28 protein-coding genes and 1 other annotated feature are annotated in these 22,826 nt (G+C 39.2%); of the genes, 8 read left to right on the forward strand and 20 right to left on the reverse strand.

The window, feature by feature from the left end; genetic code table 11:
- Nucleotides 1-77: 77 nt before the first annotated feature.
- Complete coding sequence (locus ACXAF2_RS06600; protein WP_475137882.1) at nt 78-656, reverse strand: GNAT family N-acetyltransferase; 579 nt, start codon at nt 654-656, stop codon at nt 78-80.
- A 248-nt stretch (nt 657-904) separates the two neighbouring features.
- Here ACXAF2_RS06600 and ACXAF2_RS06605 point away from each other — a divergent pair, with 248 nt between their 5' ends.
- Together ACXAF2_RS06605 and ACXAF2_RS06610 are read left to right on the forward strand one after the other, a co-directional pair.
- Nucleotides 905-1,651, forward strand: a complete 747-nt coding sequence (locus ACXAF2_RS06605; RefSeq protein WP_475137883.1) for a DUF2087 domain-containing protein — start codon at nt 905-907, stop codon at nt 1,649-1,651.
- Nucleotides 1,652-1,673: 22 nt separating this feature from the next.
- Complete coding sequence (locus ACXAF2_RS06610; RefSeq protein ID WP_475137884.1) at nt 1,674-2,024, forward strand: GIY-YIG nuclease family protein; 351 nt, start codon at nt 1,674-1,676, stop codon at nt 2,022-2,024.
- Between the two features lie 65 nt (nt 2,025-2,089).
- Here the strand turns inward: ACXAF2_RS06610 and ACXAF2_RS06615 are convergent, their stop codons facing one another.
- The 4 genes from ACXAF2_RS06615 to ACXAF2_RS06630 form a co-directional block, all read right to left on the reverse strand.
- Complete coding sequence (locus ACXAF2_RS06615) at nt 2,090-2,551, reverse strand: hypothetical protein (protein ID WP_475137885.1); 462 nt, start codon at nt 2,549-2,551, stop codon at nt 2,090-2,092.
- A 41-nt stretch (nt 2,552-2,592) separates the two neighbouring features.
- Nucleotides 2,593-3,270, reverse strand: a complete 678-nt coding sequence (locus ACXAF2_RS06620) for a lysostaphin resistance A-like protein (protein WP_475137886.1) — start codon at nt 3,268-3,270, stop codon at nt 2,593-2,595.
- 212 nt (nt 3,271-3,482) lie between these two features.
- On the reverse strand, nt 3,483-6,575 hold the full coding sequence (gene ileS / locus ACXAF2_RS06625; RefSeq protein WP_475137887.1) for an isoleucine--tRNA ligase: 3,093 nt from the start codon (nt 6,573-6,575) through the stop codon (nt 3,483-3,485).
- A 50-nt stretch (nt 6,576-6,625) separates the two neighbouring features.
- Nucleotides 6,626-6,881: a binding site (T-box leader), on the reverse strand.
- Nucleotides 6,882-7,159: 278 nt separating this feature from the next.
- Nucleotides 7,160-7,249 (reverse strand): putative holin-like toxin, encoded by a 90-nt coding sequence (locus ACXAF2_RS06630; protein WP_219927342.1) that lies wholly within the window; start codon nt 7,247-7,249, stop codon nt 7,160-7,162.
- Nucleotides 7,250-7,568: 319 nt separating this feature from the next.
- On the opposite strand from ACXAF2_RS06630, the gene ACXAF2_RS06635 reads away from it, so the two are divergent.
- Both ACXAF2_RS06635 and ACXAF2_RS06640 read left to right on the forward strand, forming a co-directional pair.
- Nucleotides 7,569-7,721, forward strand: coding sequence for a hypothetical protein (locus tag ACXAF2_RS06635; RefSeq protein ID WP_475137888.1), 153 nt, complete (start codon nt 7,569-7,571; stop codon nt 7,719-7,721).
- A 52-nt stretch (nt 7,722-7,773) separates the two neighbouring features.
- Nucleotides 7,774-7,914 carry a hypothetical protein gene (locus ACXAF2_RS06640; protein WP_475137889.1) on the forward strand — a complete coding sequence of 47 codons (141 nt, stop codon included), beginning with the start codon at nt 7,774-7,776 and terminating at the stop codon, nt 7,912-7,914.
- A gap of 118 nt (nt 7,915-8,032) precedes the next feature.
- Here the strand turns inward: ACXAF2_RS06640 and ACXAF2_RS06645 are convergent, their stop codons facing one another.
- A complete protein-coding gene (locus ACXAF2_RS06645; RefSeq protein ID WP_475137890.1) occupies nt 8,033-8,515 on the reverse strand; it encodes an Lrp/AsnC family transcriptional regulator in 483 nt (160 codons plus the stop codon).
- A 211-nt stretch (nt 8,516-8,726) separates the two neighbouring features.
- Here ACXAF2_RS06645 and ACXAF2_RS06650 point away from each other — a divergent pair, with 211 nt between their 5' ends.
- Nucleotides 8,727-9,668, forward strand: coding sequence for a DMT family transporter (locus tag ACXAF2_RS06650; RefSeq protein WP_475137891.1), 942 nt, complete (start codon nt 8,727-8,729; stop codon nt 9,666-9,668).
- A 212-nt stretch (nt 9,669-9,880) separates the two neighbouring features.
- Here ACXAF2_RS06650 and ACXAF2_RS06655 read toward each other — a convergent pair whose 3' ends face one another.
- The 7 genes from ACXAF2_RS06655 to ACXAF2_RS06685 form a co-directional block, all read right to left on the reverse strand.
- Nucleotides 9,881-10,612 carry a class I SAM-dependent methyltransferase gene (locus tag ACXAF2_RS06655; protein ID WP_475137892.1) on the reverse strand — a complete coding sequence of 244 codons (732 nt, stop codon included), beginning with the start codon at nt 10,610-10,612 and terminating at the stop codon, nt 9,881-9,883.
- 205 nt (nt 10,613-10,817) lie between these two features.
- Nucleotides 10,818-11,072, reverse strand: a complete 255-nt coding sequence (locus ACXAF2_RS06660) for a zinc ribbon domain-containing protein (RefSeq protein WP_475137893.1) — start codon at nt 11,070-11,072, stop codon at nt 10,818-10,820.
- A gap of 22 nt (nt 11,073-11,094) precedes the next feature.
- On the reverse strand, nt 11,095-11,721 hold the full coding sequence (locus tag ACXAF2_RS06665; protein ID WP_475137894.1) for a hypothetical protein: 627 nt from the start codon (nt 11,719-11,721) through the stop codon (nt 11,095-11,097).
- A 78-nt stretch (nt 11,722-11,799) separates the two neighbouring features.
- The gene (locus ACXAF2_RS06670) at nt 11,800-12,708 is read right to left on the reverse strand and encodes a helix-turn-helix transcriptional regulator (RefSeq protein WP_475137895.1); all 909 of its coding nucleotides are present in this window, start codon (nt 12,706-12,708) and stop codon (nt 11,800-11,802) included.
- A 210-nt stretch (nt 12,709-12,918) separates the two neighbouring features.
- Nucleotides 12,919-13,446, reverse strand: a complete 528-nt coding sequence (locus tag ACXAF2_RS06675; protein WP_475137896.1) for a hypothetical protein — start codon at nt 13,444-13,446, stop codon at nt 12,919-12,921.
- Nucleotides 13,439-13,924: a hypothetical protein gene (locus ACXAF2_RS06680; protein ID WP_475137897.1), complete on the reverse strand. Its 486-nt coding sequence runs from the start codon at nt 13,922-13,924 to the stop codon at nt 13,439-13,441. Before ACXAF2_RS06680 ends, ACXAF2_RS06675 begins: the two co-directional genes overlap by 8 nt.
- A 150-nt stretch (nt 13,925-14,074) precedes the next feature.
- The gene (locus ACXAF2_RS06685) at nt 14,075-14,893 is read right to left on the reverse strand and encodes a sugar nucleotide-binding protein (protein ID WP_475137898.1); all 819 of its coding nucleotides are present in this window, start codon (nt 14,891-14,893) and stop codon (nt 14,075-14,077) included.
- An 840-nt stretch (nt 14,894-15,733) separates the two neighbouring features.
- On the opposite strand from ACXAF2_RS06685, the gene ACXAF2_RS06690 reads away from it, so the two are divergent.
- A complete protein-coding gene (locus tag ACXAF2_RS06690; RefSeq protein ID WP_475137899.1) occupies nt 15,734-16,516 on the forward strand; it encodes an alpha/beta fold hydrolase in 783 nt (260 codons plus the stop codon).
- Nucleotides 16,517-16,705: 189 nt separating this feature from the next.
- Nucleotides 16,706-17,173, forward strand: a complete 468-nt coding sequence (locus ACXAF2_RS06695; RefSeq protein WP_475137900.1) for a hypothetical protein — start codon at nt 16,706-16,708, stop codon at nt 17,171-17,173.
- A 381-nt stretch (nt 17,174-17,554) separates the two neighbouring features.
- Here ACXAF2_RS06695 and ACXAF2_RS06700 read toward each other — a convergent pair whose 3' ends face one another.
- The 3 genes from ACXAF2_RS06700 to ACXAF2_RS06710 form a co-directional block, all read right to left on the reverse strand.
- Nucleotides 17,555-18,226 (reverse strand): HAD family hydrolase, encoded by a 672-nt coding sequence (locus ACXAF2_RS06700; protein ID WP_475137901.1) that lies wholly within the window; start codon nt 18,224-18,226, stop codon nt 17,555-17,557.
- 167 nt (nt 18,227-18,393) lie between these two features.
- The gene (locus ACXAF2_RS06705; protein WP_475137902.1) at nt 18,394-19,077 is read right to left on the reverse strand and encodes a DUF3600 domain-containing protein; all 684 of its coding nucleotides are present in this window, start codon (nt 19,075-19,077) and stop codon (nt 18,394-18,396) included.
- Entirely contained in the window at nt 19,070-19,597 is a 528-nt protein-coding gene (locus ACXAF2_RS06710; RefSeq protein WP_475137903.1) for an RNA polymerase sigma factor, read from the reverse strand. Before ACXAF2_RS06710 ends, ACXAF2_RS06705 begins: the two co-directional genes overlap by 8 nt.
- A gap of 163 nt (nt 19,598-19,760) precedes the next feature.
- On the opposite strand from ACXAF2_RS06710, the gene ACXAF2_RS06715 reads away from it, so the two are divergent.
- Nucleotides 19,761-20,006 (forward strand): hypothetical protein, encoded by a 246-nt coding sequence (locus tag ACXAF2_RS06715; RefSeq protein WP_475137904.1) that lies wholly within the window; start codon nt 19,761-19,763, stop codon nt 20,004-20,006.
- A gap of 396 nt (nt 20,007-20,402) precedes the next feature.
- Here ACXAF2_RS06715 and ACXAF2_RS06720 read toward each other — a convergent pair whose 3' ends face one another.
- From ACXAF2_RS06720 to ACXAF2_RS06735, 4 genes are all read right to left on the reverse strand, one after another.
- On the reverse strand, nt 20,403-20,993 hold the full coding sequence (locus ACXAF2_RS06720; RefSeq protein WP_475137905.1) for a YdeI/OmpD-associated family protein: 591 nt from the start codon (nt 20,991-20,993) through the stop codon (nt 20,403-20,405).
- A 38-nt stretch (nt 20,994-21,031) separates the two neighbouring features.
- A complete protein-coding gene (locus ACXAF2_RS06725; RefSeq protein ID WP_475137906.1) occupies nt 21,032-21,403 on the reverse strand; it encodes an iron chaperone in 372 nt (123 codons plus the stop codon).
- Between the two features lie 80 nt (nt 21,404-21,483).
- On the reverse strand, nt 21,484-22,041 hold the full coding sequence (locus ACXAF2_RS06730) for a GNAT family N-acetyltransferase (protein WP_475137907.1): 558 nt from the start codon (nt 22,039-22,041) through the stop codon (nt 21,484-21,486).
- Between the two features lie 96 nt (nt 22,042-22,137).
- Nucleotides 22,138-22,794 carry a hypothetical protein gene (locus ACXAF2_RS06735; protein ID WP_475137908.1) on the reverse strand — a complete coding sequence of 219 codons (657 nt, stop codon included), beginning with the start codon at nt 22,792-22,794 and terminating at the stop codon, nt 22,138-22,140.
- Nucleotides 22,795-22,826: the final 32 nt, after the last annotated feature.

Here is a 22,826-nt window from a genome sequence, read left to right on the forward strand (position 1 = left end):
TGAAAACTTAGATTCTACTCTCATTTTTCAATCTCCAAAATACAACAACAAAAGCGTATCCTTCTATTCGAGATACCCTAAGATGTCATTCCAAACGTCCCTCTTTTCCGGACAGTCCTGAATCCTATAGATTCATATAACTTTATGGCTCCGGGATTGTTTTGATTCACGTGGAGGACGACGGATTTCATTCCATCTTGTCGGAGGTCTTCTAAGCATTTACAAGTCAATACAGCAGCAATCCCTCTTCCCCGCCACTCCGGAATCACACCCACTTGAATGATATACCCGATTGTATCTGTCTCCTGATCGGTAGCAATGAACCCTACCGCCTGGTCATTGACAGTCGCGATATAGGACCTTTCCGGTAGAAAATCAGAACCGGACGATATCCACTCCACCCACTTCTCCCTCGGCCACCCTGGAAAACCGGGACGGTCCTTAAATGAGGCTTCGTACACTTCATAAAATGGCTCTTTCAATGATGGTGACCAACTTTTGAAAGTCAAAGGAAAAGATGTTTCGATTCTGGGGATGTGTGTTAAAGAGTGTTCCATCACATATTCTTGGAATACCAACTCAAACCCCTTTTGTTGGTATTCCTGAATGATATCATCTGTTATGTTTTCACATTTAATGTTCGTCACGTCGTTCATCCATTTCGGCCTCCGTTCCATTCGATTTAAATTTACACACCTTGATAATCTGAAGATACCACGCCCTTTGCATCAGGTCTACGCTTTTAGGTAAGTCTGCTGATTCATCGATTTGGAGACTGTGGACATCAACACCCATTGACATTTTACAAACAATTTTATATTATGTTTATAAATTAACAAACAAATTTTAAATAAGTTTGTATAATAATTTCGTATAAGATAAAAAGAATAGGACGTGTTAAGGAATGGAGCTTTCCAACTTGTTTTGGAGTGCCTCTTTGGAAGAAATGAAAAGAGGTTTTATAGAAGAAGAAGATTCCTTTATCTGTCTTATGTGCGGAGAGATCATTGAAAAAGGCATGGTCTATCCTTACGAAGATAAATTTTACCTCGCCGAAAAATATATGGGTGTTCATATTGAGGGTACGCACCTATCTGTATTCGATTATTTAATTGGAATGGATAAAAAACTCACGGGTCTTACCGATCACCAAAAACGGTTATTGACCCTCTTTTATCAAGGGAAAAATGACAAAGAAATCAAAGAAGAATTGGATATCGGGAGTGCGTCCACTATCCGGCATCACCGGTTTGCTTTAAAAGAAAAGGAGCGTCAGGCCAAGACCTTCCTGACCATGATGGAATTGCTGAAAGAGAAAGACGAAAATGCCCCGACGTTTGTCCCTGTTCATAAGACAGCCACCATGGTAGACGAACGGTACAACATTACACAGACCGAACAGGAGCAAATCGTGAAGAAGTACTTCTCTGACGGGGCATTGACGACATTCCCCCCAAAGGAAAAGCAAAGGCTGGTCATTCTTCGTGAGATTTCTAAACAGTTGAAGAAAGACGATATGTACGATGAAAAAGAATTAAATCATGTATTAAAAGGCATTTATGACGATTATGTGCTTATCAGAAGATATCTCGTCGAATATGGGTTTATAGACCGTAAATCCGACGGAAGCAAGTACTGGTTAAAGAAGTAAAGAACGAACAGGAGGTCTTAACATGGATCGTAAAAGAGAGTTAAAACAACAGTATAAAGAAACACCGGTTGAAGCAGGTGTCTTTCAAATCTTGAATCAGCAAAACAATAAAATCTATATCGGAAGCACGAAAAACCTGAAGACCCTGAACGGGATCAAGTTCATGCTTGAAAACAATGGATTCACCACCAGCAAAGCGTTACAAACCGAATGGAACCAGTTCGGGAAAGACGCTTTTACATTCGAGCTGTTGGAAAAACTGAAAAAGAATGATGATCCATATGTCACTGAAAAAGAAGCTCTGGATGAGTTGGAAGAAAAGTGGTTGGAGAAACTGCAGCCGTATGGAGAACGGGGGTATAATCAGAAGTAGATACGTTGATCATACAAAAACGCTCAGGATGAGCGTTTTTGTTCATGCCATGTGTTGGTTTATTCTTATTGAACATTCAAATTATACTTTTTCATTAACTTATCCAAAGGACCATTAAAACCTTTCCACTCACCGTCCTCGAATATTTCTAACACTTTCCCTTTACCTGATATAAACTCAAAGGTCTTATCGTCATCTTTGTAGGTGGTAATTGGCAGCTTAACTTTTAAGGATGTGATGTGATCATTGTGCGATAAGAATCTTTCGTAATCAGAAGCCTCATCAGTTCCTTTTCTTACTTGATCACCTATCAATGAATAGATGATGGAGTCCTCTAATTCTGCAGCCAATTCTCTTTGTTGATACAACGTCTCAAATACTTCACGAAACGTTATAATTTTTGTTTCGGTGACAATTTTTTTATTATGTTCGAATGAGTACAATTTAACTGAAGCTATTATAGTATGTAGATTTGCCAGTATGGCGACTAGAAGAATCACACTCAATATTATCCTTAGTTTTTTCATAGATTTGCTCCCCTGTCTTTAGGATTTTTGCATTTATTCCCCTAAAAATAAAGAAACAGCTGAACCATATATAGATTCCATAGTGAATGGGCCACCATCGCAGGCAGGATCGATTTGGTTTTATACGTTGTGAATGTTAAAAGGAATCCCCCCAGTAACGTAATCATCCAAATATCCGATGGGTGGATAAGTCCGAACAAGATCGATGTGATTCCGACTGCCCAAAACGGCTTTACAAATCGCAATAGAATTGTCAGCAAAATGCCCCTGAACACAATTTCTTCCGTTATCGGTGTAAGAATCGCTACATCGATTGTCTGCCCCCAGGTGCTGGCATGAAGCATATGATTATTGAAGTAGAACATAAAATATTTGTCCAGAATCACTTCAAAATAGAGGCAAAGGTGCAGCAGGATGTACGGAAGCATAAACGTTATAAGAATCCATATATAGGTTCCCGACTTCTTAAAGGCTTTGACGTTCAACAGCGGAGCGATGAAGGTTCGGATATCCTTGTAACACAGAGTCACGACCATAAAATAAGTAAACCATATGAGTCCCTTGACTCCTTCGTATGTAACACCATGAAGTGGGAATTTATTAATCAAATAGCCTGGAACCGCCAACATGATCAGATAGATCCATAGGGTTTTGATTCTAATTTTTGATGAGCCTTCCTTAACAGGTAAGTGTTCGCTTGCAGGTAAGCTGTTTAGCATGGAAATCTCCCCCACCCGGTAATAACTTTTTCTCTAGAATGATTTTATGTAAGCCTTTCTCGTCCGTATCGCATGGCTTTATTATGGATCATGTCTCGCTCTCCTCCTTCCATCTAATACCAATTATTTCAAATTACATTTTCATATTCAAGAGAAATTAACACAATAAAAGGGGCTTACCCTATTCTGGATTAGCCCCTCATTACCACTTCTTACTCTTTGATGTCCAGTCCGACCCCCACTCCATCAATGTCTATTTCTTTCATGCCTTCACGCTTTTCAAATGTCATTCTCTTGATTAATAGGCTGCTTTGCAGTAAGTCTTCAAATTGCTCCACTACCTCTTTCATTGATTTATCAACATCCAGCACAAGATGCACACGCTCTTCCACAGGCAGGTTCAGTTCTTTTCTGTATTGCTGAACGGCGCGAACAAGCTCCCGGGCTTTCCCTTCTTTCCGCAGATCCTCTGTGATGGTTGTATCCAGGAAAACACTGAAGGTTGTGTTTGAAGCCATTTCCAACCCTTTATGTGTTTTTTGATGAACGATGAGATCCTCTTTCTCGACTGATACCTTTTCCCCGGTTGGAGACTCAAAGTCAAGATGCCCTTGTTCTACAACCTTACTTGCTTCTTCATGATCTAACGATTGTAAATGTTTCTGCACAAGGCCCACGAGCTTACCGAGTTTCGGACCGGCAGTCGGGAAGTTCAGCTTTAATTCATATTGCACGGAATCTCCTGCTTGGTCCTGAAATTCTACATTCTTTACATTGATTTCATCTTGAATGATGTATTCGTACTTCCTAAGTAATTCCGTATCATCCTTCGCTCCCACTACCGTAAGCCTGGATAGAGGCTGCTTTGTTTTGATATTCGTCGTATTACGGGCAGACCGGGCAAGTTCGACTACTTGTAAGACGCGATCCATTTCCGTTTCCAATGCTGGATTGATGTCTTCTTGATTTACTTTAGGAAAATCGGACAGATGGACACTTTCATTGGTCAAGTATATATGGATATCCTCTGCAATGAACGGAGTGAATGGTGCCAGCAACCGGCTAACATTTACTAATACCTTATATATAGTATGGTAAGCAGCCAATTTATCTTCATTCAGCCCTTCGCTCCAGAAACGTTCACGTGATCTGCGGATATACCAATTGCTGACTTGATCAACCAGGATGGATAGTTCCCTTGCCCCAGCGGTAAAGTCATATAGATCTAAATGGTCCGTTACGTTTTTGATAACCGAATTCAGTCGGGACAACATCCACTGATCGAGTAGAGACGGAGTTCCAGCCTCGTGTTGATCAGGGTCGAACCCATCGATCACTGCATACAGGGTGTAAAAGGAATGAACATTATTCAGCGTGTCGACCAGTTTCGATTTTGCCTGGCTGACGACGTTTTCTGAGAAGCGTTTGTTATTCCAAGGGGCACTATCTGCAAGCAATGCCCATCTGAGAGCATCTGCCCCGAACTTCTCAACGAGATCCATTGGATTGATGACATTCCCTTTGCTTTTAGACATTTTTCGTCCGTCTTCATCCAGTATGTGCCCGAGTGATAACACACGCTTATATGGGGCTTTTCCTGTGAAGAGGGAGGAAACCGTCAACAGGCTGTAGAACCAGCCCCTCGTTTGGTCCACTCCTTCGGCAATCACATCTGCCGGGAATTGCTGATGAAACAATTCTTCATTCTCAAATGGATAATGATACTGTGCAAACGGCATCGAACCACTGTCAAACCAGACATCGATGACTTCTTTCGTCCTGTTCATTTCATGGGAACAAGATGGACATTCCACGATGACCTCATCGACATAGGGTTTATGAAGTTCAAGATGGTCCTGCCAACCCCTGATCGCATGTTCTTTTAGATCCTGAATGCTTCCCGGGACATACTGATGATCACATTCCCCGCAAATCCAAACGTTCAGTGGTGTTCCCCAATAACGGTTCCTTCCCAGGTTCCAATCCACCATATTCTCAAGGAATTTCCCAAACCTTCCTTCTTTCATATGGTCCGGATACCATTCGACGGATTGGTTGTTCTTTAAGATGGTCTCTTTTATGGCCGTTGTCTTGATGAACCAGCCTTCCATTGCGTAATAAAGGAGTGGTGAGTCACAGCGCCAGCAGTGTGGATAGCTGTGTTCATACTTCTCCTTGGAAAAGAGAAGATTACTATCCGCCAGCATCTTGATGATCTTCACATCGCTGTCCTTTGTGAATTCTCCTGCAAGAGGCTCGAATTCGTTGGTATAACAGCCTTTTTCATCGACAATATTGACAAAATCCAATCCACTTTCCTTGATTGCATGGTAATCATCTTCCCCGTGAGCGGGAGCCAGATGAACAATCCCGGTTCCGCTGTCATCGGTCACAAATGATGCCGCAATCACTTCATGCCCCCGATCAAGCGCAAGATTGTTGAACGGCGGCTGATACGAAACCCCTACAAATTCGTGGCCCTTATGCTCACTGACCCATTCGAAATCGTCTCCCAACACATCGATCACAAGGTTCTTTGCCAGGATATACGTCTCTTCACCCCGTTTGGCTTTCACGTAATCCACATCTTCATGGACGGCGAGGGCCACATTGGCAGGAAGCGTCCAAGGTGTTGTCGTCCACCCTAGAAAGTATTCATGCTCTTTTCCTTCCACCTTAAATTTAGCTGTCGCGGATAAATCTTTTACATCCTTATATCCTTGAGCTACCTCATGGGAACTGAGGGAGGTTTGGCAGCTCGGGCAATAAGGTGCGACCCGATGCCCTTGATAAAGCAACCCTTTTTCATGGATTTTCGAAAGAATGTGCCAGACACTTTCGATGTAATCATTCTGAAGGGTAACATAGGGATCATCCATATCCACCCAGTATCCGATTGCCTCCGTAAAGGTGCGCCACTGCCTCTCATAATCGAACACACTCTTTTTACATTCTTCAATGAATTTCTCAACACCGTATTCCTCGATTTCTTGTTTACCGGACACGCCGATTTTCTTTTCGACGCCCAGTTCCACCGGGAGACCGTGTGTGTCCCAGCCTGCCTTACGTTTGACTTGATATCCACGCATGGTCTGATACCTCGCGACAAAATCTTTGATCACACGCCCCAGAACGTGACCGGCATGCGGTAGCCCATTGGCAGTCGGAGGTCCTTCATAGAAGACGAACGACTTTTGCCCTTCTCGGTTTGTCACTGACTTTTCAAAAATATGATTCGAATTCCAGAATTCCTGGATCCGCTGCTCTCTTTCGACCGACTTTTCGTTTACATTCACCTTTTTCATGTCATCACCCTCTATTTTTTTGTAAATAAAAAAACCCGCCCCTAACCAATGTTAGGGACGAGTTGTTACCCGCGATACCACCCTGATTCTATCCATAAACTGTATTTCAAGTTTACGTGACAGCACTCATGCAACGTACAATCATACGCGTTCCTTATAACGGCGGAAGCCCGTCAAAGCTTAAAGTACCTTCAGCTTTGCTTCTCGGAGAGGATATTCAATATGATCTGAACGTTGACTTCCACCAAATCGTCAACTCTCTGTAGAACAGATTCCATACCTACTCGTTCTCGTCATGGAATGTAAGTGATCCAATATATGTTAGAACAAATGTAAATGATACAGGTTAAATTTGTCAATATTTTATTTTATTATAGACGGTGCTTCATCCATTTATTCACTATTCTTTACTAACGTATGAACTTATGTATATAATAAAAGTAGTTAAGTACACTAAAAAAGGAGCCTGACGGCAATCAGGACTCCTCCACAACATAAACTGCATCGAAAGTGCAGCGGCTCACTTTAGAGTCAATCGAAACGAAGTAATCATCAATGATCCTCATGAGCGGTGGGGACGATGGTTACTTCTTTTTTTGTGTAACCGCGACAATTGCTACAATCAATGTTCCAAAGGCAATCATGATTTGTAATACATCTCCTACAGCAATCATTAGCGTATCACCTCCCTTCACTCGGGAGTGTGAGCCGCTACCCCATCTTCCGTATTATGTTGTGTACTTCCATTATATCACAGGCAAACGCGTGTTTGCTCCCTTCCGAATGGACCAGTCTAAAAATTTGGAGGGGGCACGCTTCATACATTCTTAGAAGAATATTTTATAGTGAATTTAAGCGTACACCGGCGGTTTCATGATGAAATTCAACCTGAATGGTCTCTCAATGAACACAATGAAACATTTTTAGTTCTAAAGTAATGGTACAATATACACCGTTCACTGTGAATGGATCGATCTCCTTCAAGGAGTGAAAATGAAATATAATCTCGGCGATATTGTAGAATTTGAAGATGAGTTGTTCACCATATTCTGGATCTACGATTCTGAATATGTGGAATTGAGTTCGGGAGACAAGAAGTGTGTGTTAGCGAAAGCGGAAGAAATCAGGTTGGTTAAAGCGAAGTAATATGAAGCTGTTTGGATTTAAATAGCACTATTTACGGAGTTCATCCATCTCAGTGCAACATTTTTTAGCGTGGCCTGTCGCAACCGGGACCCTGTTTCTCACGGTTCTTGCAGTACCGATCATCGGTGTGACTGCAGCCAACATTTCAACCGTAATCGGACAGAACGACAAAGAAATCGGTCGATCGGATTGAGTGGAGAAGCTGCAACAAGATATATGGTGATCCACCCCATCATAAACAACTGGGTCTGCCCCACAGCATTCCGCCAATGGACTGTGGGGCAGACTCGTAACCATTTCCCCGTCGGATTTTAGTCTTCCCCCTGTATCGGTAACACCGTAGAATCCTTGATCTCCCTCAACGCCAAGCTCGTTTGAATCTTCGTGATCCCCATCTCATTCAGCCTTCTGATGAAGAGCTCCAGCCCCTTGCGATCCTTGCAGGCCACCTTTAAGAGATAATCATATTCCCCGGTCAAGCAATGACATTCCAGGACCTCTTCCATAGATTCCAATGTCTCCTCCACTGCTTCCAGTTTTTCTGTTCGATGTTCATTCGTGCTCATAAACACGAAGCATAGTAAGTCAAACCCCAGTTTTTCATGGTTTAGAATGGCTACCTGCTTTTTGATATATCCTTCCATTTCCAACCGTTTGATTCTTGCGTGTACGGCTGGTGCAGATAAATTGACACGCTTCGATAATTCCAGATTACTGAGTTGGCCATCCTTTTGAAGCAAATCCAAAAGCTTGAGATCCATTTGGTCCAGAACCCTGCTTACAATCGATTCCATTCTCCATCCACCCTTTTCAATTGTTCCAAAAACCACTGATAAAACGATGTATAAATGAATTTTAATAATCTAAATAGCTATTAAACTTTCATTTTTTTCGATTAATCCTAATTATACAAGATGTTCTTTTGTATTTTCAGTAAAATGTTAAAATTATTCTTATAGACAATGTCATTGTGCACAATGGCTCTTTGAAAAGGGGCTAAATGACGTGAAATATTATTATCTATTGTTACTGACAAGTCTTCTCTGGGGAGGCAATTTCATTGTGGGTAAAACCCTTGTGGAACATGCATCTCCGGGAACGTTGACCATATTAAGATGGGCGATCGCCATCGTCTGCCTGTTCCCGATTGTCTGGTGGAAAGAAAAGAAGCTGCTTCCACCCATTCAATCGATCCTGCCGTTATTTTTCATGGGCCTGACGGGGGTAGCCCTTTTTCAAGCACTGCAATTCATGGCGTTGGAAAAGACATCTGCCACCAATGTGGGCCTGATCTCCACGTTAAATATGTTCTCCATTGCCGGAATCTCTTTTATTTTTCTGAAGGAAAAGATGAACGCATTTCAACTGTCATCCATGTTCCTCTCGCTCTTTGGCGTGTTGCTTGTCCTGTCCAAAGGGAATGTAGAGATGGTCTATTCCCTGCAAATTAATGAAGGGGATCTCTTTATGCTGGCTGCGGTTGTCATGTGGGGGATCTATTCCGTTTGCAGTAAATGGGCAATGAAGACCGTCACTCCTATGATGTCCATTTTATACTCCGGACTATTTGGCCTTCTCATCCTTCTTCCTTTTAATCTTTCTACGTTCCGGGTGACCAATATTGACGCTTCATTCGTGCAGTCAATCTTATATACCGGTGTGATTTCCACCGTTATATGCATGGTCTTATGGAATATCGGGGTGAATAACCTGGGGCCGAGTACTTCAGGATTGTTCTTGAACTTCAACCCCGTTTTCACCGCCTTATTGGCCTTCGCTTTTCTTGGGGAAAAGATGAATGGACTACAAGCTGTCGGCAGCATCATTGTCATAGCAGGATGTGTCTTGTTCTCTCTTTTCAAGTCCAAATCTGGCATTATTATCAAAGAAACCGGGATCAGAGTCCCTACAAAAATGGTATCAAGTAAATCTGTCAAGACTTCATAAAAAGAAGCGGTATGGGGGTCCTTTTTGAGGTGCTTAAACCAACATTAAAGGCTATAATGATATGCTGACAGCAAATATTAGCAAAGAAGACTCGCCAATTGACGAGTCTTCTTTGCTTAAAGGGAAGAAAGCTTGCATACCGCCTTCCACATGAAGATCCTTTAGGGGAAGGCGAAAATCGCCCCTACATTTCGTAGGAGCGATGAGACGCATTACTTTTCAGCTGAGATGATCAAGAACATAGGTCTGCGGAGTTCGTCTTTCATTTCAGGCACAGTTTCTACCATTTCGTCAGAGGGAATCGGTTCTTTCATTTTCCTTATATTAAAGCCTGCATGTAGTAAATCATTGACATAAGTAGAAAATGTACGGTGATATTTTACAACATTTTCAGTCAGGAACGTTGTTTCACGTATGCCTTCTAATTGGTAATGATCAACGGGCCAATGTAAACGATTCCCTTTGTCATCACAATACCAATCTTGTTCCTTTCGGGAAGTGAACATTGGATGTTCAACCGAAAATATAAAAGAACCTCCCGGCTGTAAACTATCATAGATCTTTTTACATATTTCTCCAAAGGACTCAATATAGTGAAAAGCCAATGAACTGATCACTACATCAAATTGGGAATTAGAAAAATCAATGTCTTCGATTGGCATCTTAATATATGAAATGAAAGAATCATTCGTCATTTCACGGGCTTGTTGAAGCATGTTTTCAGATATATCTACTCCAATAACAGATCTTGCTTGCTGTTCACGAGCATAGCGACAATGCCAGCCAAAACCGCATCCCAAATCAAGGACACTCTTATTTCGGAGCTCGGGTAAAAGCTCTTTTAATACGTGCCATTCTCCCGCGCCTTCAAGACCTTTAACGGAACGTTCCATATTTTTATATTCAGAAAAAAAATTCACATTATCATACTTATTTTGCTTCATACTATGCCCAACTCCTACTTAATTAGTTAGCCTCCAAAATTTAATACAAATCAAATTGAGGAGGCAATCTATATTCTTCTAACCATCTCTTTCACCTCGTTTATTCGTACTTCAACTAAAATGACTTTACACACATCAAAGACACAGTGCCATTTAGATCAAGGACAAATGTATACAACATCGTCTTCACATGAATGTATACTACCTATTGCCACCTGGACAACTTATGAAGGTTTTTTACATACATCCCTGCCATAAACTTCGGTAAACCCATTTCGATACATTTATTCTTTACAAATTGTTTCATTTCTTCTACTGTGATGTCTTTTTGAGTGAATTCCCCTTCTTCATAACAATGCTTACAGTACATCGAACTTCTTTCTGAATTCTTCTCAGTACCGCGGTCTTCCATTTTCTTTAAGGGCATGGCACAACTCTGACATTTTTTATATTCTTTCATTTTTCCACCTCACTATTTAACATTACGCTTCCAACGTTTTATAGATTTTTTTTACTCTTTTTGGTTGAGGCGCCGTCAGATAGGGTTCTCTTTTTCGTAACACATTCAGAAACCCCTCTCTATTTTCATCTGTAACAGCTACCATTGTGCTTTCAGCGTGCTGAGGCACTTCTTTTGTTCTACAATTCTCAAGGTGCTGGAGTAAGAATGGAAAAATCGCGTCATTATTTTCCTTATTAACCGCGGCGAGCTTCGCAAGAGTTAGAACACCTTTATCAATCGTAATGACCGAACCCATTTTCATGGCACTCTTTATTGTGTGAAGATGAGCCATGATCGTTTCTGAAGATTCCTCAGTAATCGTTGATAATGCTGTCATTCCACCCCATACTAATCGATTATTACGGCTTTTCAGCAACTCTATAAAGGTCTGAGCATACTTACTTATTAGTTCTGGTTTAACTTGTCCGATTTCATACGCTACTTTGATACAGTCATGTTGAACCTTTTTATCTTTGCTAGACAGGCCTTCAATAATCTCTTCTATACCTGCATGATTTTCTTCATTAGCTAACGTGTGTGCCAGCTCAATATTGGGCTCTTCGTCATTTCTATTGAGCTGGGAAGCTAATTGATTCACTACTGACACGTTGATCCCCCCATTTATTAGAATTGATTCATATTGATACCGTATCACACGTAAGCCGACACCATTATGTCGTATTTCTTAATATTTATCATATATTTTTTTTGCTCTTTCTTTCATAATCTCCCTAATATGTTCTGGCTCAAGAACTTCTATTTCGGATCCGAGACTAAAGATCATACGATAGACCCATTCATCTTCCGGGAATGATTCAGTCAGATAAACCCACCCGTCATCACCGAATTCTACAGAATCTAAATCGACATAATCCTCCAACTCATTTAAGGCATGTTGAGTGAACTTTAGTTTGATGGTAACCATTTCACGATTGTGCTGGTAAAAGCTTTCATGTTCGCTTCGTTCTCTTTGCTCAATTGGTTTAGACGTACGTTTCATGTTTTGCATTCTGCCTAATTTAAACAACCGATATTCATTTCTTAGTGTACAAAAAGCATACACATACCATTTATTGATCTTTAGAATTAACGTAACAGGTTCAATTTCTCTTTCTGTATAGCGTCCATTAATATCTATATATTGAAAAGCAATGACTTTATTGGCTTCAATCGATTGTTTGATCATATTTATTTTTTCTTTCCTTTTTTCAGTCGGTCCCCAGCCACCGAAATCTAACCAAACGGGTGAAGTTTGCTGAACGTTCCCATTTGACTTTATGGATGTCAGCTTTTCAATAATTTGTTTTAATTGGTTATCATCATAGGTTTTATAGACACCATTTAATGCAGTGAGCAGCAATTCATATTCTACATCATTAAATAATCCTGTACTGATTTTGTATTCCTCAAGAATTCCATAGCCGCCGTTCGAACCTTTATATGAAACAATCGGAATACCCGCCAGGTTAATTGAATCGATATCTCTTTGAATCGTCCGTACAGAGACCTCGAACTCTTCGGCTAGCTTTTTTGCTGTTATTCTATTGGTATTTAACAACTTGATGATCATCGCCAGTAGTCGCTCTACCTTCATGTTTCATTGCTCCATTTATGTATGATTTGATTAGGTTTAAGGTTACTAATTTCCCGCTATATCTTGCTATATTAATAATTTACCACATATACCCGGGTCCTTATCGTCCTAATCCGTCCGTTGTCTTACAATCGTATATCTAGACACCGACTATGATGCAATATACACCATTCAATTTCAACATCATAAAAAGAATAAAATAATGTTTCACTATATGCCCCTGCGTAAATATTTTTCAATCTGCCCGGCAAAAATCAGATTGACTGTTAAGACACAACAATAGAAAACATAAGAATAGGATGTCTTCCACGTTTTAAATTGGAAAACGTCAAAGTATTCTGCTGAAATCCATTCGAGCACAACAAGAATGAAGCCATACAATAAAATAGAAACAACCTTGTTTGGCTTCCATTTTCGATAGAAGTGAATGAAAAGGATGATTGGGATGGGGTATACGACTATTTGCAGAATGGAGTCATAAAATTCCCCATGCCCATAATCGAGTGTGTCATAAAAATCCAGTGGTGGTTCTGCCAGCATTCGATCCCCTATTGTTCCAAGTAAAATGTTAAAAACAAACAAAGCTATGATTTCAGTTTGCAGTAGTAGGTGTGGCTCCAGATGATGGACCAATACCAAAATACACACGCATAGGACAACAATAAAAAGGACAAAAATCTCATTTTCATCGAATGTTTTCGGTGTCAGAGGCTCTAGAATCTTCGGTATGTTAGTCAACAAAAACGAGCTCCTTTTTTAAGATAAAGGCAAAACGAACCATAAAAATAGAAGAAAATAAAAGAATTCCAGCTGTGATACCTACATCTACTATTGGATACCATCCAGCAGTCTCAGACTTCAACACCCCTATTTGTAATAATAAATATTTTGATCCAACATCAATCCCCATCCAGACCATGGCAATCATAAGTTTAAAAACGGTTGGAATTTTTGAACGAAAGAAATACAATACCCATATTAATAAGAGCGGTAGTAATAATCCATAATGAAGATAACTTACTACTCTCGGAATGATCTCTTCTTTAACGGAAAGTCGATCATAGGCAGAAAAGATTTTGAAATTGATGTGTTGGCATAAAAAGGAATTGAATAAACTGAGGATTAATACCTCGATCGCCCTGAATCTTTTTAATAATCCCTTTAGAAAGTACAACAATACGAGTGAAAATAATGCCGTGAATAAGATCAGTAACATTTTCTGCTCACCCCTTCTCGTATTAGACTTCCCGCTTTTGGACTTTTTATTGTTGTGAATGTGATTCCCTATCAACAAAAAAAGAGGGAGAATAACGGAAGAGATCACGCCTGATCTTTTCCGTTTTTTCCCCTCCTGCATAAGATTTCTTCATGAACCAACTACATTGGCTATCATGTCCCTATTCGTCTTCAACAAACTCTCCGGAAGATCGTTTCGAATGCTCTTCAATCCAAAATAATATGTATCCGGTGTATCCTGAAGCAAACGATAATGAAAGTTTATTTCTTTATCCGTAAGGCTGCTGACTAACTCCTTAATAAAAGTATCTTGCGTCATCATGTCGATAGCACCCAAGTGAAAGATCCCTGTCAGTTTATGGAGGATGATGTATTTCAGCTGTTTTGCAAGGAATTCATCCGTTAGATGATTACACTCCAGATTGCTGTATACATCGATCGAGTTTTTCTCTATTCCACTTCTGATTTGATCCAACCTCGGAGACTTCTTCCCCCATATTTGCGGTATGCGTATCATAACCGCACGTTCCTTTAAAAATTCCTGCAACATATTTTCACACTCCATTTTGAACTGCCCATAAGGGGATGCAGCGTTAGGAGTGTCTTCTTCTGAATGATGCTTCGTGAAATCCCCATCAAACACATTTGCCGTGGAGAAATAATAGAGTACGCTTTCGGTGTTTTCGATTTCCAATGCCAGCTCCCTATGAAATGCAAGCTGTTGATCGAACTCTCCTCTTAGACATGAAATGATGCTATCGGGCTTGATGGACTGAACGATTTCTTTCATCTTATCCATATCGCTGATTTCTAATTGAAATTGTTTTTCTTCAGGGAGATCTCCTGGTCTGGTTGCATAGGTCCCATATACATCAAAGGAATCTTTGCACTCTTCCACCAACGCCTTCCCCACTAATCCACTTGATCCGAACAGGAGCAGTTTCTTCATATAAATTCCCTCCATTCACAGAAATGTTGTCCTCACTTTCATTCTTATTCTACTAAACTTCTGTGAAAACCCTTTAAATACACAATAAAAAAACGCAATCGTTTTCATTGCGTTTTCCTTGAGGACCGTCACCTTTTAAAATATAGGAACATAATAAGGAAGATGATTAGTCCAATAAATAAAAGATATCCCATCCCCATGCTATACACGAAGTAAACCTTAACGTGAAGGATGATCCGGATGATATGAAAGATAAGGATGCAAACGAGGGATACAATGACGATATTCACAAGTCTATCTCTATTTCTGTTTCGATACATAGAATCAGTCCCAATCTAAAAACACTAATGAACTTGTACAATAAGTCTTTTTATATAACTATTTTGCTATAGACCTAATTATTCATGAATTTTCCTCTATAAATAAAACCTTGATTGGCTTCATTTAAGACCAAATTCTAAAGTTAACTTCTATGTCAGTACCTAATTTTTTTATAGCGGTCTAAGTGCTTTTTGAAACGGTGAATGTCCTTGGTCTTTTGGGGTGAATTTATTAAAAATGATCATTTCTCCATTTGGTTTCCACACTCTCAACATCTCATTAAGGCACTTATTTGCATCTGTAACAACTGATAATACAAGACTTCCTATACCATCCTTTGAGGAATTGCCCAGTGTTAAATAACTTATCATACAAAGGAAACCAAATTTTATATAACTTTCATTATTTCATCAAAATCCAGGAATAATAAATTTGTGCTAATAAATACTATACATACAATATGAAGAACTACGGATAGCTGGAATATATGGCCAAAATGAAAGGAGGTGTGAAGCTTACATGCCACTTTTAAACGTTGATGATGGGACTAGCATATATTTTTCAGTTAAAGGGAAAGGAACTCCAATTGTTTTTATCCACCCCCCTACTTTAACCTCCGTTAATTTTGAGTATCAATTAGAGGAGTTATCCCGAAATTTTCAAGTCATCACCTTTGACATTAGAGGTCACGGACAAAGTCAATACTCTAACGAATCCATCACCTATCAGCTGATTGTAAGGGATATTATTGAGATACTCGATCATTTACTTATTGAGAAAGCATGGGTATGCGGTTATTCCACAGGAGGTTCTATTGTATTGGAATTTTTACTGACTTCTTCAGACAGGGCTTTAGGCGGCTGTGTAATCAGTGGAATGTCTGAAGTGAGTGATATAATTCTCAAGAATAGAATTCGGGTTGCACTCAAGCTTGCGAAGAAAGGATTGGTTTCTGTTTTGGCATGGTCTATATCAAAGGGCAACTCGAATACGAAAGAGTTGTTTAAAAAGATGTTCACCGATGCAAAACAAGGAGATTCCAGAAATATTGCGCAATACTATGCTTTTAGTTTGCTCTATAATTGTACGGATCGTCTTCAAAACATCAGTTGTCCGACACTATTGATATATGGTAAAAAGGATACACAATTCCACCATTATGCCGAGTTATTGCATAAAAAATTACCTGTTAATCAATTGGAATTCATCGAGAAATCAGACCATCGAATTCCCACCAAAAAGGCAAGTGCATTAAATTCTCTCATCAGCCAATTTATCAACATTCATGAAAAAAATAGCTGAAATAGACTGGGCAGGACCCTAGTACGCCAAAGAAGCTGGATACTCTGAGCCACGTAATGATGAATCATAAAAAAGTAGTTTCTCTGGCAAATGACCATCCGCTTGGCACTACTTAGTCCTACCTTGCGTTCACTAATGTAATATCCAAAAGAAATGTCATATCCTAAAAGGAAAAATGAGGTGAAAAAAATGTCCGTCAATTTTTTTAGAATATTTAATGCAATCGTTTTATGGATCGTTGTTTTGATCTTTCTCCCTAAACAATCGTTCAAAAGGTTTCTACCAGTTACATTCTTTTGCTCATTTCTTCTTCTTATTATCGAAATGTTAAGTCCAATATTTAATTGGTGGAAAGTAAAGGGCGGTTACAAATATATGGTGTTTGACGCATTAGCATTTATTTTGGGTCCGTTTTTCACCATTAATTTATTGGTTTTTCATTTTACTTTTGGAAAATTTTCTTTATATGCGATTGCTAATCTCGTCATGGACTATATTTTTGCTTATTTACTATGTCCGATTTTCCAGAAGATTGGACATTTTAAATTCAAGAAGTTCACATCAACAAAAATTTTCGTTCTTTACTATTCCCTTGCTCTAATGAATTATGGATTTCAAAAATACATCGAAAAACCAACGGAAGACATACCAAGATAATCTTACTGTAAGCTCATGTTACACCACTCAGAACTCTTTAGGGTGGAAGCATGAGCAAGGTTCTCTTTTGCTTCGGAAGCATTTACCTTTCGCTGAAATACAAGACGGAGTATGTCCTATGAAACGTACGAAAAATAATTGCTGGAAGATGGAAAGTTTTTATTTTTATGGCATCTTAGCCGGAGAACAAAAAGGTTTACCTTTGTCCATTAGCCTTCTCATTATTTCCTATAATCCAAGCCAATGCGAGAACCGCACCTGTTATGATTATCGGTGTCAATAGAGTCATCCTGTTTCCTCCTTTTCAACTCACTTCAATTAGCCAACTTGTCATTCAAATCCAAAAAAGATCGTTCCTCATTTTTATCAACCAATCCTACGTTAACCCATGATTTTATTTTTACTCTTAGGCACTATTTTCTTCAGTTCCACCAAATCATCTATGATGTAATCCGCCTGAGCCAGTTCGGCTTCTTGGGCAAAATCGAAGCGGCATCCAATTGAAATCAGATGATTGTCTTTAGCGGCATTGATATCCGATAGACGATCTCCCACCACTGCGCCGTTCGTTATGTCATACTTATCGATAATCGTCTTCACGAGATCACCTTTATCCAGCGTTGGAATCTGTTGGATACTGAAAGTTTCGGTGACCCAACGATCCAATTGATAATGGTTTACAATAGCCTGCAAATATTCTGTTAAGCCATTACTCGCTATGTAAATTGAAATATCATTCTCTTTTAAATATCTAAAAACCTCCTTTACGTTTGGATACAAAGCACCTCTGCCCTTTTCAATGTTATGGATCAGACTTTCAAGAAAGTAAGTATCTGTTTGTTCCCTTACCTCTTGAGAATGATCAGGCAGTAAAGCTTCCCATACTTTCGGGAGGGGCACCCCCATGATGTCGCGGTATTGATCTATTGGCGTCAGAGTATCCCATAAATTTCGGGATCGTAAATGGTCAAATGTATCCTCAAGTGATAATTCCAAGATTCTGTCTGTTTGAAATAAAGTTCCATCCATATCAAAAATGAGTGATTGTGCCATTGTCTTCTCTCCTTGTTCCTCTTCCCACTACCAATTATTTCAAATTCCAACCATATACTCAAGGAACATTTTCAAAAAAAGAAACTCATCCAGTTCTGGATAAGTCCCATTCGTTTAAGAGGCCCTGGCAATAGATAAGCCAGGAGCGAATTCTTTCTATTTTACATTTAATTCATTAGCTGTTTTTCATTTACTTGTCTCAAAATATTCCTGGCATTTAAATAATCTTCTTTTAAATCTGAAGGTATTTTATCTACCTCATCAGATTCCTTGATGCCACTCTGAGCCATAATTTGTTCATATACCATCATTGCATGAATATATTCCTTATACTCTTCAGTAGACAATACTTCTCTACTTGATTTTTGTCCATTTAATTGATCGAAGAATGGCTGTATCTCAAGTAACGTATTTTCAAATTGAACCAGCTGCTCATTCGGGACCTGAGAATAATCTATGTTGCCATATTTATCTCCATAATCTACCTTGGCGTTTGTAATAACACTTAATAATTCTTTAAACCGTTTGTACTCCCCTTTTTCCATATCCCCCTGGGCTTGAGTTAACTTTGCATCTAAAAGCAGATATCCTTCCATTGTAGCACTGGATATATGAATCTTTACATCCTCGAATGATCCGTAAAACTCCTCCACAAGAAATGATTGGTAAGCAATTGCACCAGTGGGAACTATTAAAGAAGCCGCAAGAATAACAGCAGCTATATTATTTCTTACGTACCTTTTAAGCTTTCCTCCTTTTTCTGAATTTGCTTTCCTTACCCCCATTTTTGCACGTTGGTGTAAAGTAGATGGGATAACGATTTTGTTTATTTCCTGCTTTATATTACTCACAAAGATCAGCCTCCTCAAAATGCTTTCGAAGTCTACTTAACGCACGGTACAAAGTTGTTTTTGCCGTTCCTAATGGAATTTCAAGTATTTCTGCAATTTCTTTAAATGAATATCCTTCATAGAACCTTAGAATAACGACACTTTTCTCTTCTACATTTAATTGCTCCAGTAGCTCTTGCAGAGTAATTGATAGAAGAGGATCATGTTCTTCCACATAAATTAATTCCTCATACTCTGGTTTAAGGTGAACAACCTTTTTCCTCTTCTTTATCACATTCAATGAACTGTTGATGGCTATTTTTATTAACCAAGTTTTAAAGTAATGGGGATCTTTTAATGTTTCTATCTTTTTAAAAGCACGATATGCCACCTCTTGTACTATATCCAAAGCATCGTTCTCATTTTTGACATAAATAAAAGCCATTCGGTATATATCCTCTTCATAGTGTTGAAAAAGTTTAATAAATGCTCTGTCATCGCCTTTTTGAGCTTTCTTTACTAATCGATTGATGTCTTTCACCCCTTTTTGTTCCTATATCAATTAGATACCTCAAATGACCATTTGGCTTTAATAAATAATAATAAACAGGAAAACTTTGGTTCTTCCTGTTTGTATGTTATTGGTATCCATTAAATAAATTGTTAGTATTGAAGAGATATTGTTTTAATAAAGGGAGAGCTTTATGAGGAATAAAAAAAGGATACTCACTCTATCCGTTATGTTGATAATTGTCGTCTTGTTTATCTTACCTAATATGGGTGTTACAAGTTCAACAACAGCTATCGTTACAGTATTGAAGAAGAATTATATAGAAGAACAAGAAGAAGATCAAACTTACCTGGTGCACTATGATAACAAACAGAGTGGGGTGAGTATTTTAACACACATTGAAAATATTGATGATAAACATGCGATACAACTGCAATAACATCGTAATTTCTTAGACTGAAGGATTCGTAGTTTGTAAATGGCAGGTGCATGAATGCTAAACAAGGCAATAGCCTGGCTATTGCCTTGTTGATTCAATACAATAATACTTCATTTCCCACCTGATTTTAGCTTTCCTATATCTTCAACCCATAAAAATATAAGGAAAATGGCAAACAAAACAATTAAAAAGATATTATTTAAATCATAAAAATAATTAATAGTAAAAACAACCAACAAATAAATCGTTGCAATTAATTTCCTTATCATTAAGACACCTCAGAAAATAATCAGTTTCTTATCTCATAAGTAGTAAGAGGCAGCTCGGACAAACGCTAGTCAATCAAAAGCGTCCCCCTCACAAATCTTGGCTTCATCAGACTTCAGCCATCATATTCTAATCATTCAATCCCTTACCATCAAGAATATGTTCCACATATTTTTCAATCCTCGACTCCCGGGTTTTGGATTGTTTGGCTTTAGAGAAGTAAAGAATGTAAGCTCGTTGCCTTCCCGGGGTCAATTCTTCAAAAGCCGTCTTCAAGGCAGGGACTTCGTCGAATTTAGTTTGAAGTTCTTCGGGGATGGTGTATTCTTCCGTCTTTTTTAATTCTACTTGCAAACCGGCCTTTTCCACTTCAATGGCTTCCTGGATATACGCTTTCAAGATTGGCTTCATTTCTATGATTTCTTGAACATTCGTGAACCGGATCTGGCGTGCTGCCTGCACATTCTCCGTTTGTTGGATGAGAATCCCGTCGGGGTCCTTTAATAAGGCGCCTTTGTGAAACAGAAGCGCACAATAGTCTTTAAATCCGTGCATTAACACAATGTTTTTATCCTCCAGCGTGTAACAAGGATGCATCCACTTGATTTCTTCGTCCAGCTCCTCAAAGCCAAGAAGGATGCTTCTCAACCTCTCAAATTCTTCCTTCCACGTCTTGGTTTTTTTTATAAATCCATCAACCTTACGATTCGGCTTTATCATCATGGAACACTCCTTCTTATATGAACTCTAAGTGTTGGCTACTTCCGCCAAAAGGCCGTGTATTCTGCTTTATCCTGAATATTATATGTAATCATATCCTCAAGCAATTTATAATCCACAGGGTCTTTCCACTTAATTCGAAACAAGCCTTTGGTGGCACTGTAGCCGGCTTGTTCAATCCTTTCGGCAAACTCCGACATGGTTACCGCCTCAGGTGCAACGCTTACATGATGCTTCGCTGCGTCAATACCGATGATAAATGTGCCGTGATCGGTAAACATAGGGGTATTCCATTTCATCACTGGTTCCATTTGCGGGAATTTCGCCGCAACCCACGTCAGGATTTCCTCCAATCGATTGCGGTGATCGGGATGATCGATACCTGCTAAATATGGTGCAAAAACGTCCATCTTGTTCCCTCCTTCTTTAAAATGATGCCGTTCAAGATAACCTTATCTGATTTCAACTATATATTTTCCAGGGAGGATAGTCAAAAACTCCCCGATCCTCTCCTATGACTTCGTAAAACCGTGATAAATCCGTCCAGGATATCATGAGAAATTGAGAACCCTTTCCGCTGATAGAATTCCAAAGCCTCTTGATTCCCATTCGATGTGAATACAAAATAATCCTCCACATCCTCATAGGTTTTCAACCAATCCATTGACATGTTAAAAAGCCTGGATCCCACACCGAATTGCCGATACCCCTCTTTAATATAAAATTGGGATAGGCAGCCTACGTTCTTATTCTTAACCGATGAAAGATCGAAAAACGTGGCAAAATCATTTGAATACGATTCTTTCGGTGAAATGTTGGTATACACATACGCGACCATTTCCTCATGTTTATGAGGATCCTTCACCACCACTATGTAATTATGTAAAGCGCTTTGGATCGATGGCATCATCCTTGTATCAAAATTCATGCTGTCAAACCGTTCAGGCGTAATGGTAGCCTTTGATTGTTGAAAGTCCATCAGTTCATTGCACAGGTCCCGGCAGTATTCTGCCTTTTCTTGTGGAATCACTTCATATAGTAGATTCATCTTAAAATCCCCCCTTAAAACAACCCTAGTCCGGAAAAAATTCATATGCTGTTCCATTTTATTTTAGCTTGAATTACGTTTGGAAGGAAAGAGGCATTACAAGATACGGGTAGACTCCCCGTCAATTAATTTAATATTAATATTCATCGATGATCCTCCGCCAATATGATTAGGAACATCAGATACGTCCAATAATTCCTTCAGCTGAATGAACTTTTCACTATTTGCTTCTATTGTAATGGTATAGGGACCATTCACATTCATGAGTGACGTCAATCGTGTATTCTTTTCCATGAAATAAGAATCCAGGAATTCTATCTGGAATGACACCGTTTCACCACTGCGGTTATGTAAAAGGATTTCACATTCACCATTCAATTCATCTTCACTCACTTGCTCATAATCGCATGTACCCTTTCCATCGTAGGAAATGGCGGCAATACCATCAGCTAACGTTTCCTGATACATCGGAATGAGTAACAAAGGGGGGAATAACGCGTAAACGAATGCAGTGATTACCACCGTTCGAAAATGGTATTTATGTAGACCCCTGACGAGTAAAATCATGGCGATGATGAATAAAAAGGATCCAATGATACCAAGCAGATTGTATCCGTTTTGATCGCTGATTGGAAATGACATGAAAGTAGTGCGTGCATGTATCATTTCATTATCCGGAAACGGGAAAAATAAAGACATACATATACATAGAATTGCAGCTGAGCCAATAAGTGCTCCTTTGTTTTTTACCATACTTTCACCTCCATACACTTGAATTCCTTCAC

The organism is Rossellomorea sp. ABR4_004 (assembly GCF_056159585.1).

Excerpts from the sequence above, each read along its gene's own strand:
- ACXAF2_RS06620 (WP_475137886.1), bottom strand. The coding sequence starts at position 3,270 with ATGCTAAACAGCTTACCTGCAAGCGAACACTTACCTGTTAAGGAAGGC.
- ACXAF2_RS06610 (WP_475137884.1), top strand. The coding sequence starts at position 1,674 with ATGGATCGTAAAAGAGAGTTAAAACAACAGTATAAAGAAACACCGGTT.
- ACXAF2_RS06605 (WP_475137883.1), top strand. The coding sequence starts at position 905 with ATGGAGCTTTCCAACTTGTTTTGGAGTGCCTCTTTGGAAGAAATGAAA.
- ACXAF2_RS06615 (WP_475137885.1), bottom strand. The coding sequence starts at position 2,551 with ATGAAAAAACTAAGGATAATATTGAGTGTGATTCTTCTAGTCGCCATA.
- ACXAF2_RS06700 (WP_475137901.1), bottom strand. The coding sequence starts at position 18,226 with ATGGCACAATCACTCATTTTTGATATGGATGGAACTTTATTTCAAACA.
- ACXAF2_RS06735 (WP_475137908.1), bottom strand. The coding sequence starts at position 22,794 with ATGGTAAAAAACAAAGGAGCACTTATTGGCTCAGCTGCAATTCTATGT.
- ACXAF2_RS06645 (WP_475137890.1), bottom strand. The coding sequence starts at position 8,515 with ATGGAATCGATTGTAAGCAGGGTTCTGGACCAAATGGATCTCAAGCTT.
- ACXAF2_RS06655 (WP_475137892.1), bottom strand. The coding sequence starts at position 10,612 with ATGAAGCAAAATAAGTATGATAATGTGAATTTTTTTTCTGAATATAAA.
- ACXAF2_RS06600 (WP_475137882.1), bottom strand. The coding sequence starts at position 656 with ATGAACGACGTGACGAACATTAAATGTGAAAACATAACAGATGATATC.
- ACXAF2_RS06635 (WP_475137888.1), top strand. The coding sequence starts at position 7,569 with ATGAAATATAATCTCGGCGATATTGTAGAATTTGAAGATGAGTTGTTC.
- ACXAF2_RS06720 (WP_475137905.1), bottom strand. The coding sequence starts at position 20,993 with ATGATAAAGCCGAATCGTAAGGTTGATGGATTTATAAAAAAAACCAAG.
- ACXAF2_RS06670 (WP_475137895.1), bottom strand. The coding sequence starts at position 12,708 with ATGAAGGTAGAGCGACTACTGGCGATGATCATCAAGTTGTTAAATACC.
- ACXAF2_RS06630 (WP_219927342.1), bottom strand. The coding sequence starts at position 7,249 with ATGATTGCTGTAGGAGATGTATTACAAATCATGATTGCCTTTGGAACA.
- ileS (WP_475137887.1), bottom strand. The coding sequence starts at position 6,575 with ATGAAAAAGGTGAATGTAAACGAAAAGTCGGTCGAAAGAGAGCAGCGG.
- ACXAF2_RS06680 (WP_475137897.1), bottom strand. The coding sequence starts at position 13,924 with ATGTTACTGATCTTATTCACGGCATTATTTTCACTCGTATTGTTGTAC.
- ACXAF2_RS06685 (WP_475137898.1), bottom strand. The coding sequence starts at position 14,893 with ATGAAGAAACTGCTCCTGTTCGGATCAAGTGGATTAGTGGGGAAGGCG.
- ACXAF2_RS06730 (WP_475137907.1), bottom strand. The coding sequence starts at position 22,041 with ATGAATCTACTATATGAAGTGATTCCACAAGAAAAGGCAGAATACTGC.
- ACXAF2_RS06660 (WP_475137893.1), bottom strand. The coding sequence starts at position 11,072 with ATGAAAGAATATAAAAAATGTCAGAGTTGTGCCATGCCCTTAAAGAAA.
- ACXAF2_RS06725 (WP_475137906.1), bottom strand. The coding sequence starts at position 21,403 with ATGGACGTTTTTGCACCATATTTAGCAGGTATCGATCATCCCGATCAC.
- ACXAF2_RS06715 (WP_475137904.1), top strand. The coding sequence starts at position 19,761 with ATGAGGAATAAAAAAAGGATACTCACTCTATCCGTTATGTTGATAATT.
- ACXAF2_RS06695 (WP_475137900.1), top strand. The coding sequence starts at position 16,706 with ATGTCCGTCAATTTTTTTAGAATATTTAATGCAATCGTTTTATGGATC.
- ACXAF2_RS06690 (WP_475137899.1), top strand. The coding sequence starts at position 15,734 with ATGCCACTTTTAAACGTTGATGATGGGACTAGCATATATTTTTCAGTT.